Source organism: Psychrosphaera aestuarii, from assembly GCF_017948405.1.
Lineage (GTDB): Bacteria > Pseudomonadota > Gammaproteobacteria > Enterobacterales > Alteromonadaceae > Psychrosphaera > Psychrosphaera aestuarii.
Map to the genome: position 1 here is coordinate 1,287,446 of NZ_CP072844.1, position 14,548 is coordinate 1,301,993.

15 protein-coding genes are annotated in these 14,548 nt (G+C 40.9%); all 15 read left to right on the forward strand.

Going from position 1 to position 14,548, the window contains the following annotated elements:
- Positions 1-29 precede the first annotated feature (29 nt).
- On the forward strand, positions 30-416 hold the full coding sequence (gene fliN, locus J9318_RS05790) for a flagellar motor switch protein FliN (protein ID WP_210562105.1): 387 nt from the start codon (positions 30-32) through the stop codon (positions 414-416).
- A gap of 70 nt (positions 417-486) precedes the next feature.
- Positions 487-855 (forward strand): flagellar biosynthetic protein FliO, encoded by a 369-nt coding sequence (gene fliO, locus J9318_RS05795; RefSeq protein ID WP_210562106.1) that lies wholly within the window; start codon positions 487-489, stop codon positions 853-855.
- A 24-nt stretch (positions 856-879) separates the two neighbouring features.
- The gene (fliP, locus tag J9318_RS05800; protein ID WP_210562107.1) at positions 880-1,632 is read left to right on the forward strand and encodes a flagellar type III secretion system pore protein FliP; all 753 of its coding nucleotides are present in this window, start codon (positions 880-882) and stop codon (positions 1,630-1,632) included.
- Positions 1,633-1,644: 12 nt separating this feature from the next.
- Entirely contained in the window at positions 1,645-1,914 is a 270-nt protein-coding gene (fliQ, locus tag J9318_RS05805; RefSeq protein WP_210562108.1) for a flagellar biosynthesis protein FliQ, read from the forward strand.
- Positions 1,915-1,922: 8 nt separating this feature from the next.
- The gene (gene fliR, locus J9318_RS05810) at positions 1,923-2,696 is read left to right on the forward strand and encodes a flagellar biosynthetic protein FliR (RefSeq protein WP_210562109.1); all 774 of its coding nucleotides are present in this window, start codon (positions 1,923-1,925) and stop codon (positions 2,694-2,696) included.
- An 11-nt stretch (positions 2,697-2,707) separates the two neighbouring features.
- Complete coding sequence (gene flhB, locus J9318_RS05815; RefSeq protein WP_210562110.1) at positions 2,708-3,838, forward strand: flagellar biosynthesis protein FlhB; 1,131 nt, start codon at positions 2,708-2,710, stop codon at positions 3,836-3,838.
- Between the two features lie 81 nt (positions 3,839-3,919).
- Positions 3,920-6,022, forward strand: a complete 2,103-nt coding sequence (flhA, locus tag J9318_RS05820; protein WP_210562111.1) for a flagellar biosynthesis protein FlhA — start codon at positions 3,920-3,922, stop codon at positions 6,020-6,022.
- Between the two features lie 22 nt (positions 6,023-6,044).
- Positions 6,045-7,598 carry a flagellar biosynthesis GTPase FlhF gene (flhF, locus tag J9318_RS05825; RefSeq protein ID WP_210562112.1) on the forward strand — a complete coding sequence of 518 codons (1,554 nt, stop codon included), beginning with the start codon at positions 6,045-6,047 and terminating at the stop codon, positions 7,596-7,598.
- Entirely contained in the window at positions 7,591-8,445 is an 855-nt protein-coding gene (locus tag J9318_RS05830; protein ID WP_210562113.1) for a MinD/ParA family ATP-binding protein, read from the forward strand. Before flhF ends, J9318_RS05830 begins: the two co-directional genes overlap by 8 nt.
- A 10-nt stretch (positions 8,446-8,455) precedes the next feature.
- Positions 8,456-9,181 (forward strand): RNA polymerase sigma factor FliA, encoded by a 726-nt coding sequence (locus J9318_RS05835; RefSeq protein WP_210562114.1) that lies wholly within the window; start codon positions 8,456-8,458, stop codon positions 9,179-9,181.
- A gap of 69 nt (positions 9,182-9,250) precedes the next feature.
- Positions 9,251-9,634, forward strand: coding sequence for a chemotaxis response regulator CheY (cheY, locus tag J9318_RS05840; protein WP_210562115.1), 384 nt, complete (start codon positions 9,251-9,253; stop codon positions 9,632-9,634).
- A 17-nt stretch (positions 9,635-9,651) separates the two neighbouring features.
- Complete coding sequence (locus J9318_RS05845) at positions 9,652-10,395, forward strand: protein phosphatase CheZ (RefSeq protein WP_210562116.1); 744 nt, start codon at positions 9,652-9,654, stop codon at positions 10,393-10,395.
- 17 nt (positions 10,396-10,412) lie between these two features.
- Positions 10,413-12,581, forward strand: a complete 2,169-nt coding sequence (locus J9318_RS05850) for a chemotaxis protein CheA (RefSeq protein WP_210562117.1) — start codon at positions 10,413-10,415, stop codon at positions 12,579-12,581.
- Positions 12,582-12,591: 10 nt separating this feature from the next.
- Positions 12,592-13,800: a protein-glutamate methylesterase/protein-glutamine glutaminase gene (locus J9318_RS05855; protein ID WP_210562118.1), complete on the forward strand. Its 1,209-nt coding sequence runs from the start codon at positions 12,592-12,594 to the stop codon at positions 13,798-13,800.
- Positions 13,793-14,542, forward strand: coding sequence for a flagellar motor protein (locus tag J9318_RS05860; RefSeq protein ID WP_210562119.1), 750 nt, complete (start codon positions 13,793-13,795; stop codon positions 14,540-14,542). The genes J9318_RS05855 and J9318_RS05860 overlap by 8 nt, the downstream gene beginning before the upstream one ends.
- The last annotated feature ends 6 nt before the right edge of the window (positions 14,543-14,548 follow it).

Sequence of the window (14,548 nt, forward strand, 5' to 3'; positions counted from 1 at the left end):
GGTAGCAGAAAAACACAAGGGCATAAGTTATGAGTGAAGACCAAGATACTATGGACGAATGGGCAGCAGCGTTAGCTGAAGCTGAAGGTGATGATGTTCAGCCTGCCGAACTCGATGAGCTTACCGATACAAGTGGTAAATTAAATGAAGAAGAGTCGGGTAAGTTAGAAACGATACTTGATATTCCTGTAAACATTTCGATGGAAGTGGGTCGCAGTAAAATCAGCATTCGTAATTTATTACAGCTAAACCAAGGCTCTGTTGTAGAGCTTGATCGCGTTGCCGGTGAGCCGCTAGATGTATTAGTAAATGGTACGCTAATCGCACATGGTGAAGTGGTTGTGGTCAATGATAAATTTGGTATTCGTTTAACAGATGTGATTAGCCAAATTGAAAGAATTAAAAAGCTTCGCTAATAAAGTCCTAACGGGACTGCTTGCTAGTAGTTGTTGGTCCGCCGCCGCAGCTACCACAGGTAAGTCCTCTGTGGCATCTAACCCAAACTTAAGCTCGCCAACCGATGGCGCTTTGCTTCCTATGTTAATGGCATTAATAGCCATTGTTGTTGTTATCTATCTAACAGCTTGGGTTGCTAAAAAGTTTAATCTCACGCCTCATCAAAGTAATCACATGAAAACGATTACCAGCCTGTCACTAGGTGGAAGAGAGCGTATTGTCATTATTGAAATTCAAAATCAACAGTATGCTATTGGGGTTACACCTAATAGTGTGAACACTTTATTTAAGCTCGATGAAAATATAACGCCAACAAGCTTTTCGGTTCCCGATAATAAATTACTTAACAAATTAACCGAATTGCTGAACAATGGACTTCCAAAAGCTAAAAAAAACTAATTATTTAAAGGACCTGCAAAGTCTATGAAAGTATTTGCCTCAATCTTTGTTATCTTTTTATTGGCGTTTGTACCAGATGTAATGGCTGATAATGGGGCAATTTCTGCTGTGACCGTGACGGACAATCCTGACGGTAGTAAAGAATACAGCATAACCTTGCAAGTCTTAGCTATGATGACGGCGCTGAGTTTTATTCCCGCCATCGTCATGTTAATGACCTCGTTTACTCGGATTATCGTTGTATTAGCTATTCTTCGCCAAGCGTTAGGCTTACAGCAAACACCAAACAGTCAGTTGCTTGTAGGGATGTCTTTATTTCTCAGTTTCTTTATTATGGCGCCCGTATTTGATGAGATTCATCAAAATGCAGTCGAGCCCTACCTAAATGAAGAAATTACCTCATTACAGGCCTATGACATTGCTAAAGTGCCAATGAGAGAGTTTATGTTGGCACAAACGCGAATATCTGACCTTGAGACCTTTGCTGAAATTGCTGGTTACACTGAAGTCGATAGCCCAGATGATCTGCCTTTAACGGTAATTATTCCTTCTTTTGTTACCTCTGAATTAAAAACCGCCTTTCAAATTGGTTTCATGTTTTTTATACCATTCTTGATAATAGATTTAGTTGTCGCATCGGTACTGATGGCGATGGGTATGATGATGCTGTCGCCAATGATAGTGTCATTGCCATTTAAACTCATGATGTTTGTTTTAGTTGATGGCTGGACCTTGGTTATGGGGACCTTGGCAAAAAGCTTTGGTCTTGGAACTTAGGGGGAAATACAGATGACACCTGAAGTATTTGTAGACATTCTTAGAGAAGCGCTTTGGTTAATTATTATTTTGGTCGCCATAATGGTAGTGCCGGGTTTAATTGTAGGCTTGATCGTGGCGGTATTTCAGGCTGCTACATCAATTAATGAACAAACGCTTAGTTTTTTGCCACGACTTATTGTTACTTTACTTGCCTTGATGATGGCTGGACATTGGATAACCGCGATGATTATGGACTTTACTTGGCAACTTGTTGAACGAATACCGTCGATTATAGGCTAACCAACATCATGGATGCCTTGCTGCAACAAATCATGCAATACCAGGCAGACTTACTGCTCCCATTTGCTCGTATCTCAGCCATGATGATGATAATGATAGCCATTGGTGGTAAGACAATACCGGGACCAATAAAAACGGCTTATGCGGTGGCATTTACGATTATGGTAATGCCGGTGCTACCTCCATCCACGTTTACTAATTTATTTTCATTTGAAATGGGCATTAGAGTTTTTCAACAAATCATGATTGGCAGTGCAATAGGGTTTGTTTCGGTTGTTTTTCTCCAGGTTTTTGTTGTTGCAGGTCAAGCAATCGCGATGCAGTCAGGTTTAGGTTTTGCATCTATGGTTGACCCTACAAACGGTTTGAGTGTTCCCGCCGTTGGTCAATTTTACTTGATACTCTCAACTTTAATGTTTTGGTCTATTGATGGGCACTTAGCCATGATGCAAATGGTTGTAAAGAGTTTCTATGTGTTACCCATTTCTGATGTTTGGTTTGCAACAGGCAAATTCTATGATTTAGTCTTATTTGGCGGTTGGATGTTTGCAGCTGCATTAATACTGGCATTAGCGCCTTTAATCGCTATGCTGGTGATCAATTTAAGTTTTGGCATCATGACTCGTGCCGCACCGCAACTTAATATCTTTTCTATTGGTTTTCCATTTACCATGATGTCTGGTTTGATAGTCATGTGGTTAACCTTAGAAAATTTTGTTTTTCATTTTGATAAAAACTGGCAACGGTCTATTGAAATGATGTGCACCTTGATTGGCTGTTAAAGTAGAGCAATATGGCTGAAGAATCAGATCAAGAAAAAACGGAAGAACCCACGGCCAAGCGTCTCGAAGACGCTCGAAAAAAAGGTCAAATTGCGCGTTCTAAAGAGCTAGGTACAACCGGTGTGCTGGTGGCAAGTGCTGCGGCGATGTTGATGTTTGGTGACACGCTGGGGAAAAAGCTACTTGAAGTTATGTCTAGCCAATTTTCGTTAGACAGAGATGATGCTTTTGACCCAACTAAGATGTTTACCGTATTTGGCGATATGATCATGCATATTGCTGCGCCATTAGTTGGTATATTTGCGCTTATTTTAGTTGCGGCATTTGTTTCAAATAGTCTGTTGGGGGGCATTAATTTTAGTTGGGAAGCTATGGCTCCCAAGCTCTCTAAGATGTCGCCATTAAAAGGCTTTAAGCGCATGTTTGGTCCGCAAGCAGCTGTTGAGTTAATAAAGTCGATATTAAAAGTTGCTGTTGTAGCATCTGTGGCAATTTTGCTCATTAATGCTTTTTTGCTCGATATATTGTATTTGAGTTTAGAAGACTTGCCAGGAAACACGTACGATGCCAGTGAACTGTTAGCATGGATATTCTTAGGCTTGTGTTGTTCTACAATTGTTATTTCTATTGTTGATGTACCGTTTCAAAAGTGGAATCACAACAAGCAATTAAAAATGACCAAACAAGAGATCAAAGACGAATACAAAAGTACTGAGGGTAACCCTGAAATAAAAGGTCGAATCCGTCAAACTCAACGGGAAATATCGCAACGCCGCATGATGGCTGAAGTACCTACTGCTGATGTAGTAGTAACAAACCCAACGCATTATTCTGTTGCCATTAAGTACGATACAGAAAAATCAAATGCACCGTTTGTTGTTGCAAAAGGCGCAGACTTAATAGCTATGCATATCAGAAAAATAGCAAAAGAGCGTGAAGTGCCAATGATTGAAACACCAATGCTAACGCGTTCTATTTATTACACCACTGATATTAACCAAGAAATACCAGAACAACTGTTTGTAGCTGTTGCGCAAGTCCTTGCCTACGTTTATCAATTAGACATGTATGAACAGGGCAAAGGCAGCAAACCGCAACCAATTGATCAAAATCCAGATATCCCACCTGAATTGCGTTATTAACACTCAGTCATTTTGTTGACATACAATTTGGCCTAAACATTGCTGAAAGCACTATAACTTAGGTGTTTTTTGGTTGTTGTGATGGAATTAACTGCAAAATTTAATCAGCTTTTTAATAAAGAAAATACTAAATATATTAATGGTTTAGGTGCGCCGATTTTCATTTTGGCAGCGTTAGCTATGGTAATATTACCGTTACCAGCTTTGATGCTCGACATCTTATTCTCGTTTAATATCGCGTTAGCTCTCGTAATTCTGCTCGTTACTGTCTACACCCTTAAACCACTTGATTTTGGTGCTTTTCCCTCGGTTATATTAATCGCGACTGTATTACGACTTGCTTTGAACGTCGCTTCAACCCGAATTGTATTATTAGAAGGTCATCAAGGTGGAGACGCTGCCGGTAAAGTTATTGAGGCGTTTGGTAGTGTCGTAATCGGCGGAAACTATGCTGTTGGTTTAGTGGTATTTGCGATTTTGGTCATTATTAACTTTGTCGTTGTAACAAAAGGTGCAGGGCGTATCTCTGAAGTAACAGCTCGCTTTACGCTAGATGCTATGCCTGGTAAACAAATGGCAATAGATGCCGACTTAAATGCAGGCTTTATCACCCCAGAACAAGCAAAGGCGCGACGAGAAGAAATAGGCAAAGAAGCGGACTTCTACGGCTCAATGGACGGTGCGTCAAAGTTTGTTAAAGGTGATGCGATTGCAGGTATCATTATTCTTTTCATAAACATTATCGGTGGTTTATTCATCGGTATGATCCAGCATGACTTGTTGTTTGGCGAAGCGGTAGAGATTTACACAATTTTAACGATTGGTGATGGTTTGGTTGCTCAAATACCAGGTCTGTTATTATCAATCGGTACTGCTATTGTCGTTACTCGTCAAAATACTGACCAAGAAATGGGGCAGCAATTCTCAACTCAGCTTGGCACAGAAAAAGTTCTTTATGTTGCAGGCGGGGTGTTGTTATCTATGGGATTAGTGCCTGGCATGCCGCATCTTACCTTTTTAGGTTTTGGTGCAATCTTAGTCGCGACCGCTTATTTTGTGAATAAAAAAGCGACAGAAGCCGCTAAACAAGCCGAAAAAGCCGAATCAGAAACGCCACTTGAATCTCCTCATGAAGCCGCTGAAAACAAAGATGTAAGCTGGGATGATGTTAATCATGTTGACACTATCGGCTTAGAAGTTGGCTATCGTCTTATCCCATTAGTAGACAAGGGCCAAGGTGGTGAATTGTTATCAAGAATTAAAGGTGTGCGTCGTAAGCTGAGTCAAGAATTTGGCTTTTTAGTTCCTGCCGTTCATATTCGCGATAATTTAGACTTAGATCCGAATGTTTATAGAATCACGTTAATGGGCGTAACGATAGGGGAAGCGGAAATTCGTCATGACCGTGACTTGGCAATTAACCCAGGGCAAGTGTTTGGAAAAGTCGAAGGTATTGAAACGGTGGATCCAGCCTTTGGTCTAGAAGCCGTGTGGATTGAAAACACTAATAGAGATAAAGCTCAGAGCTTAGGTTACACAGTAGTTGACGCTGCAACTGTAGTGGCAACGCACATAAGCCAACTGTTAACAAATAACGCTGCTCAATTATTAGGCCACGAAGAAACACAAAACCTTTTAGAAATGATCCAGAAAAACTATCCAAAATTAGTCGATGGTTTGGTTCCAGAGATGTTGTCGTTGTCGGTATTAACCAAGGTGCTACAAAACCTTTTAAGCGAAAACGTGACGATTCGCGATATGCGTTCAATCATTCAAACCTTGGTTGAATACGCACCTAAGAGCCAAGATCCTGATGTTTTAACAGCAGCATGCCGAATTTCACTAAGAAGATTTATCGTTCAAGATATCGCGGGTTCGACTAATGAAATCCCTGTCATAACCTTGGCGCCTGAGTTGGAACAGATGTTGCAACAGTCCTTGCAGTCAGCTGGAAATGAAGGCGCTGGCATTGAACCTGGTCTTGCAGAGCGAATTCAAACATCACTTGCAGACGCCCACAGGACTCAAGAATTATCAGGTGAGCCGTCAATATTATTGACCTCGGGAATGTTACGAAGTGTGTTATCACGTTTTGTTAAACATAGCTTACCAGGCATGGTTATCTTGTCTTATCAAGAAATACCGGAAGAAAAACAAATTAAGATTGTCAGTTCAGTTGGTTAGAGCTGTTTGACGGAGGTTTAAAGTGAAAATTAAGCGTTATTTTGCAAAAGATATGAGAACGGCACTTACTCAAGTGAAAGAAGAGCTAGGTCCTGATGCTGTAATTATGTCGAATAAAAAAACCGCTACCGGTGTTGAAATCGTCGCTGCGATTGATGCCGACGCTAAGCCTGCCGTCCCGTCGACAGCTACTACGACTGCTCAGATGCCTAACAGTACTGATTCTACTAGTCGATTTGATGGCCCGAATGCAGAAGGTGCAGCTAAAATCGCGAGTTCACTTGAAGAGTTACTTAAGCGTCAAAGGGCTGATAACGCTGGTAAGCCTGATACTTACCAGCCAGCCCAACCTTCAATGCAATCTCAGCCTCAATTCCAACAGCAGGCTCAAACACCAGCAAGGTTATCTCAAGGTACTGATTTGTCTAACCAACAAAAGTCAGAGCTGGCAACACAAGCATTATCCCAGCAAGCAGAATCAGAGTTTGAACAATGGTTAAACCGTGCTCGCAATACCGTACAAGACCAATCACAAGAGACTCACAGTTCGCCACTGAACGTAAATCCGTCTTTTAACAATGATGTTAACCATCAAAACCAAACACAAGTTCATTCAAATTCTAATGTAGTGCAGGGGCAATTTGATCAGCAATTATCTGACTTAAAAAGCGAAATGAATTCAATTAAAGAATTACTGAAACATCAAGTTTCAGCGCTCATGTTACAAGACGCAGATCGTAAAACACCGGTAAAATCTATGTTAATTAAAAAATTAAATAATATGGGTTTATCTTCAAAAGTAGCAGAACATCTATCTCACTTTATTAGTGATGACTTAGAAGCTCAGCAAGCTTGGCCGAAAATGCTTGAATTACTAACCGAGCAGCTAAACACAACAGATAATGAAATCATTAAACGCGGTGGTGTTTATTCTCTTGTTGGTCCTACCGGCGTTGGCAAAACAACGACGATTGCTAAATTAGCCGCGCGATTTGCACAAATTCATGGTGCTGACAAAGTTGGTCTTATAACGACCGACACATTCAGAATTGGAGCGCTTGAGCAACTTGGTACGTATGCAAAAATTTTGGGTTGCCCTCTAAAGCAAGCAAAAAATACTGAAGAACTTTCAGAAGCTATCTACCAATTACGAGATAAAAAGCTATTGTTAATAGATACAGCCGGCATGAGTCAAAGAGATATTAAATTGACGGAACGTTTGAATCATTTATTAACAAAATCAAGAGTTAATATTAAGAATTATTTAGTACTTTCTGCAACGTCTCAAGTGAGTGTTTTGCATGAAAGTGTGCAACATTTTAAAACAATTCCACTGTCTGGCTGTATCTTTACTAAAATAGATGAGTCTTTAAGCTTAGGTGAGTTAATTAGTGTTGCAATCCATAATCGTTTGCCAATTGGTTATTTAACCAACGGTCAACGGGTCCCTGAGGACATAAGGGTTGCAAATGCACAGAAAATTGTGCAAAAAGCTAATCAGCTATTTGAACTTAAAGAAAAAGTTTCTCATAAAAATAATAAGGTAGTGCCAAAAGCAGTGGGCATGTATGATTAAAAATATTACTTCCGATCAAGCTAGTGGTTTACGAAATATGTCGATGGCCAAAAAAACAAAAGTTATTGCGGTGACAGGTGGAAAGGGCGGAGTGGGTAAAACCAGCGTATCGCTAAATACAGCAATTGCTTTGGCGCAAACAGGTCTAAACGTACTTGTACTTGATGCTGACTTAGGTTTAGCAAATTGTGATGTTATGTTGGGCTTACGTGTTCACAAAAACCTCTCACATGTGTTGTCAGGTGAAGCCGAGCTAGATGATATTCTGGTAGAAGGTCCAAGTGGAATAAAAATAGTGCCAGCAACATCAGGTTCTATTGATATGGTTGAATTATCCCCAGCTCAACATGCTGGTCTCATTAGAGCGTTTAGCGAAATGAGAACGCCTGTAGATGTCTTTATTGTCGATACAGCTGCTGGCATATCAGACATGGTTTTATCTTTCTCTAGAGCTTCTCATGAAGTTCTCTGCGTTGTATGTGACGAACCTACATCAATTACTGATGCTTACGCTTTAATTAAAATTTTGAATCGAGATCATGGTGTGAGCCGCTTTAAAGTTGTTGCCAATATGGTAAGGACGATTAAAGAAGGGCAGGACTTATTCAAAAAATTGACTATGGTTACAGATAGGTTTTTAGATGTAACTTTGGAATTAACAGCTATTATTCCATTTGACGATAATTTAAGAAAAGCAGTGCGACGTCAAAAAGCGATCGTAGATGCATTTCCTCGTTCTCCTTCAGCAGTGGCGTTTAAAACGTTGGCTGCTAAAATCAATAAGTGGCCCACGCCATCTCACGCGTCGGGTAATTTGGAATTTTTTTTAGAGCAACTGGTCAACTAAGAGGTCTCTGTTGAACAATAAAGTAGCAACTGCCTACGAAGCTCAACAAACACTATCGAATGTAGTGGAAAAACATTCTGTATTGGTAAAAAGGATTGCTCACCATTTAGCAGCTCGACTGCCTGATAGTGTTTTGGTTGATGATTTGATTCAGGCTGGCATGATAGGTCTAATCGAAGCTTCGAAAAACTTTGATCATAGCAAAGGCGCTAGTTTTGAAACCTATGCGGGTATTAGAATTAGAGGCTCTATGCTGGATGAAATGCGAAGAGGCGATTGGACACCACGATCGGTCCATAGAAATTCTAGAATGGTTGCTGAAAGAATATCTCAATTAGAGTCTGCACTTGGCCGTGATGTGAAAGACATTGAGGTGGCCGAGTCTCTTGGTGTTTCGATTGATCAGTACCATCAAATGTTAAAAGAAGCGACTAACGGTAAAATCTTAGGAATGGAAGATCTTGGCGTTAGTGATGATATTATTGCCCCAGCAAGTGAAATTGGTCGTGATTTAACGTATGGTGGCATTGAAAAAAGTGCGTTTAATGCGAGTCTAGCTAACACAATTAAAACCTTGCCAGAACGAGAAGCAATGATTTTGTCACTTTATTACGATGATGAACTAAATTTAAGAGAAATCGGTGAAATTCTTAACATAAGTGAGTCCAGAGTGAGTCAAATTCATAGCCAAGCACTTGTTCGTTTAAAGTCAAGATTAAAAGATTGGTTGATTTAACTTGTATAATGACGATTTTTATCAATAATAATTACTGTAAATTAATAATTTACCTCACTGGAGGATGCTTTGAATAAGAATATGAAAATTCTGGTTGTTGATGACTTTTCAACAATGAGAAGAATCATCAAAAACCTTCTTCGTGACTTAGGCTTTACTAATGTCTCAGAAGCAGATGATGGCAGCACAGCGTTGCCAATGTTACAAAACGGTGACTTCGACTTTGTTGTTACTGACTGGAATATGCCAGGCATGCAAGGCATTGACTTGCTACGTGAAATTCGTAAAGACGACAAACTAAAGCATATGCCGGTGATGATGGTAACAGCAGAAGCTAAGAAAGAGCAGATTGTTGCTGCAGCGCAAGCAGGTGTAAACGGCTATATTGTGAAACCATTCACGGCTGCTACGCTGAAAGGCAAGCTTGATAAAATCTTCGAACGTTTAGAATAATCTGATAAGGGGTCATTATGTCTGAAGAGACTAACCCGCAGATTTCGTTGGAAGACGCAAAAGCGCTAGTTGAAGCGCTTGAGGCTGGAGACAATACTTCTGCTAACAAAATATTACGTGAAGTTACAAGCAAAGAGCATAGTGAGCTGTTTGGTGAGGTTGGCAAGTTAACAAGACAACTTCACGACTCGTTAAGTAATTTTCAGTTAGACCCTAAGATTGCTAACTTAGCGACAGACGATATCCCTGATGCGAAAGAGCGTCTAAACTATGTTATGAAAGTAACAGAAGACGCAGCGAATAAAACGATGGACGCCATAGATGAAGGCCTCCCTCTAACGGATAAGATTAATAATGACATTGTAAAACTTAAACCAGAGTGGGATAAGTTAATGCAACGTCAAATTGAATTGGGCGAGTTTAAAAGTTTGTGTTATTCCATCAATGAATTTATGGAAGGCGCAGAGGCTGATACCGCTAAGATTCATGCAATCATGACTGAAATTCTGTTGGCTCAAGATTTTCAAGATTTAACTGGTCAGGTAATTAAACGAGTTATAGAACTTGTTAAAGATGTTGAAGAAAGCCTGATTCATTTATTAACTGTATTTGGTGAACCAAATCAAAAATCCGTTAATGAAGTGAAGAAACCAGTCGATAACAATGGGGCTGAAGGACCAATTATTGATGCAGAAACGCGTGAAGACGCAGTTTCTAATCAGGACGAAGTAGACGACCTATTGTCTAGTTTAGGCTTTTAAATTAGGGGAGATGCCGAATGGCATTGGACGTGGATCAAGAAATACTACAAGATTTCTTAATTGAAGCAGCAGAAATATTAGAGTTGCTATCTGAAGAATTAGTTGAACTGGAAAACGATCCGGAGAACGCTGATTTATTAAACTCTATATTTCGAGGTTTTCATACCGTAAAAGGTGGTGCCGGATTTTTAGCATTGACTAATCTTGTCGATGCTTGTCATGGCGCAGAAAACGTGTTTGATATTTTGAGAACCGGTAAAAGAAGCGTAACGCCAGAGTTAATGGACGTTATTTTGCAAGCACTTGATACTGTCAATGAGATGTTTGAACAGGTCAAAGCTGGCGACCAGCCAGAGCCTGCAGCTCCAGAATTGCTTGCCGCACTCCACCACTATTGCTCCCCAGCTGGCGAAGAGCCAGCGGTCGAAGCTGAACCTGTAGCCGCCGATGACGACTTTTTTGATATTGATACGATGGATGAGTCGCCTGCCCAAGATAACTCAGTTGAAGAGTTCACTGAAGATGAATTTGAAGCTCTTTTAGATGAGTTACATGGTAAAGCAGACGAGAAACCTACTGAAAATGCCAAGTCTATGTTCGATAGTGGCGATGACATCAGTGATGATGAATTTGAGTCTTTATTAGATGAATTACACGGCAAAGGCTCGTTTAAAGTAGAAGATACGAAGCAGCCTTCGGCTCCGCCAGCAAAAGCTCCTGGTAGTGAATTTGCAAGCGGTGACGAGATCACAGATGATGAATTCGAAGCTCTCCTTGACGATATTCATGGGAAAGGCGGTGGTCCTACAGCTAAGGCTCCTGCAGCTAGTTCAGCACCTAAGTCTGAAGCACCTAAAGCTGAACCTCCAAAACCTACACCGGCGCCTAAGGCTCCAGCAGCAAAACCTGCGGCACCTAAAGCACCTGTGACGCCAGCAGCTAAACCTCCTGCGCCAGCAGCTAAACCAGCTGACAAAAAAGCAGCAGCTCCAGCTGAAACGACTGTTCGTGTAGACACAAAACGTTTAGACGAAATTATGAATATGGTCGGCGAGCTAGTACTTGTTCGCAACCGCTTGGTAAGTCTAGGTGTAAACTTTGGCTCAGACGAAGCGATGACAAAAGCGATTGGTAATCTAGACGTTGTTACTGGCGATTTGCAAGGTGCCGTAATGAAAACGCGGATGCAACCAATTAAGAAAGTATTTGGTCGTTTCCCTCGCGTTGTTCGAGATTTAGCGCGTACTTTAAACAAAGAGATAACGCTAGAGCTGGTCGGTGAAGAGACTGACTTAGATAAAAATTTAGTAGAAGCATTAGCGGATCCACTAGTCCATTTAGTCCGTAATTCGGTTGACCATGGTATTGAAATGCCAGATGACCGTGAAGCCGCGGGTAAGAAAAGAATGGGTATGGTTAGGCTATCTGCTTCACAAGAAGGCGATCATATCTTACTTACCATTGAAGATGATGGTAAGGGCATGGACCCTGAAAAACTAAAAGAAATAGCGATTAATAAAGGCGTTCTTGATCCTGATGCAGCACAGCGTTTATCAGACAAAGAAGCATACAGCCTAATATTTGCACCAGGATTTTCTACAAAAGAAGAAATCTCGGACATATCTGGTCGTGGCGTTGGTATGGACGTTGTTAAAACTAAGATAACGCAGCTTAATGGTTCCGTTGAAATCAATTCAGAGCTGGGTAAAGGCACCACGTTAGAAATTAAAGTTCCGTTAACGTTAGCAATATTACCAACATTAATGGTTGTGGTTGGCGGCTTAATATTTGCGTTACCTCTTTCTACTGTTAATGAAATTATTCATTTAGACTTAACAAAAACTAATATTGTTGATGGTCAGCAAACGGTAATTGTTAGAAATAAAGCAATTCCATTATTCTATTTGGAAGATTGGCTAATAAAGTCTTCTAAAAATGGTGCAAATAGAAGCGACAATAAAGGTCATGTAGTTGTAATTCAGATCGGTGTTCAACAAGTTGGGTTTGTTGTTGACTCATTGATTGGCCAAGAAGAGGTGGTTATAAAACCTCTAGATGCAATGCTTCAAGGTACACCTGGCATGGCTGGCGCAACAATTACCTCTGATGGCGGCATCGCGCTCATCTTTGACGTCCCTAATTTGCTTAAGCATTATGCTAAACGTTCAAACTTAAGGTTTAAATAATAATTAAATAATGACCATTAAAGTTCTTGTTGTAGACGACTCGGCGTTTTTTCGACGCCGAGTAACGGAAATTCTGAATGCCCATACGGAACTAGAAGTAATTGGTGATGCATCTAACGGAAAAGATGCTATTTCTCAGACAGCGTTGCTTAAACCAGACGTTGTTACAATGGATATCGAGATGCCAGTTATGGATGGTATTACTGCTGTTCGTGAAATCATGGCGGCAACACCTACCCCTATAATCATGTTTTCTTCACTGACACATGATGGAGCAAAAGCAACACTAAATGCACTTGAAGCTGGTGCATTAGACTTTCTTCCGAAACGTTTTGAAGATATAGCCAAAAATAAAACCGAAGGTATTCAACTTTTACAAGACCGTGTTTTGCAGCTAGGTAAAAAAAGGTCTGCTCCTCGAACTATTAGTAGTGCAACAGTTATTCGAAGCGAGTTAGCACCGGCAAATCGTCCGGTATCGAGAACATCACCCACGACTCGAAAGAATAAAGTTGACCTCAAAAGCAGTGATAAACCTTCATTAGTTGAGCGTACTCGAGCTCGGTTAGCTAGGCAACCAGTGCCTAAAGAGCCGGTAACACCGATTACACGAACTAAACATCTTAGGGCATCAGGTAAAAGCTATAAGCTTTTGGCTATCGGGACATCAACCGGTGGCCCTGTTGCACTTCAAACGGTGTTGTCAGAAATACCGGCAAACTACCCTTTGCCTATTATTATCGTCCAGCATATGCCCGCCGCATTTACGCCAGCCTTTGCGAGTCGTTTAAATACGCAATGTAAAATTTCAGTTTCAGAGGCGACAACTGGCGATGTTTTAAAACCAGGTCATGCCTATTTGGCACCGGGTGGCAAACAAATGCTGCTAGAAAGCAGGGGTGGCAAAACAAATATTGTTATTAGAGATGATGATTCAGAGCGTTTAACGTACAAGCCAAGTGTTGATTTATCCTTTGGAAGTGCAGCAAAAGCGTATGGTGGAGAGGTTTTAGGCATAATATTAACTGGTATGGGTGCAGATGGGCGCGAAGGTTGCAGGATGTTAAAGCAACGAGGCGCAACAATTTGGGCCCAAGACGAAGATACCAGTGTTGTTTATGGCATGCCGCAAGCAGTAACCGTTGCCGGAATTGCGGAGCAAAATTTTGCATTAGACAAAATTGGTTCAGCAATTTTAAAGGAGACTTCTGGTGGATAGGTTAGCAATAGCGGGTGTAATGTTGGCACTTGTAGCTGTAATTGGTGGATATGCGATTGAAGGTGGTGGTATCTCCGCCTTATTTCATTTCCCAGCTTTTATTATTGTTATAGGCGGCTCATTTGGTGCTGTGATGTTACAAACTCCGTCGACGTACTTTTATCAAGGTTTAAAAATGTTCGGCAATGTTTGGCATAAACAGCCGGTCGATTTTTATTCTGCACAGCAAATGATTACACGTTGGGCCGATATCTCACGTCACAAAGGCTTTTTGGCACTCGAAGACGATATTAATGGCCATGATGATGCTTTTATCAGAAAAGGGCTAGGCCTGTTGGTTGATGGTGTTGAATCTGATGTTATGCGAGCCTCTTTAGAGCTTGATATTGAACTAGATAGTGATCGACAATATCGCTCAGCTAGGATTTATGAGGCCCTAGGTGGATACAGTCCAACGATAGGTATCATAGGTGCTGTTCTTGGTTTGATTCAAGCAATGGCCAATATTGACGATCCATCTGCTTTAGGGCATGGAATCGCAACCGCTTTTGTTGCCACCATTTATGGTGTCGGCGGAGCCAACCTCTTCTTTATTCCAGTGGCGCAGAAATTGCAATCCCAGATCGACAATGAAGTATTATATCGAGAAATGATTGTGGAAGGTCTTTTGTGTGCAGCCAATGGTGAAAACCCCAATAGTATTGAGCGCAAATTAGAAGCCTATTCACGTGTCGCTGTATAGAGGGCG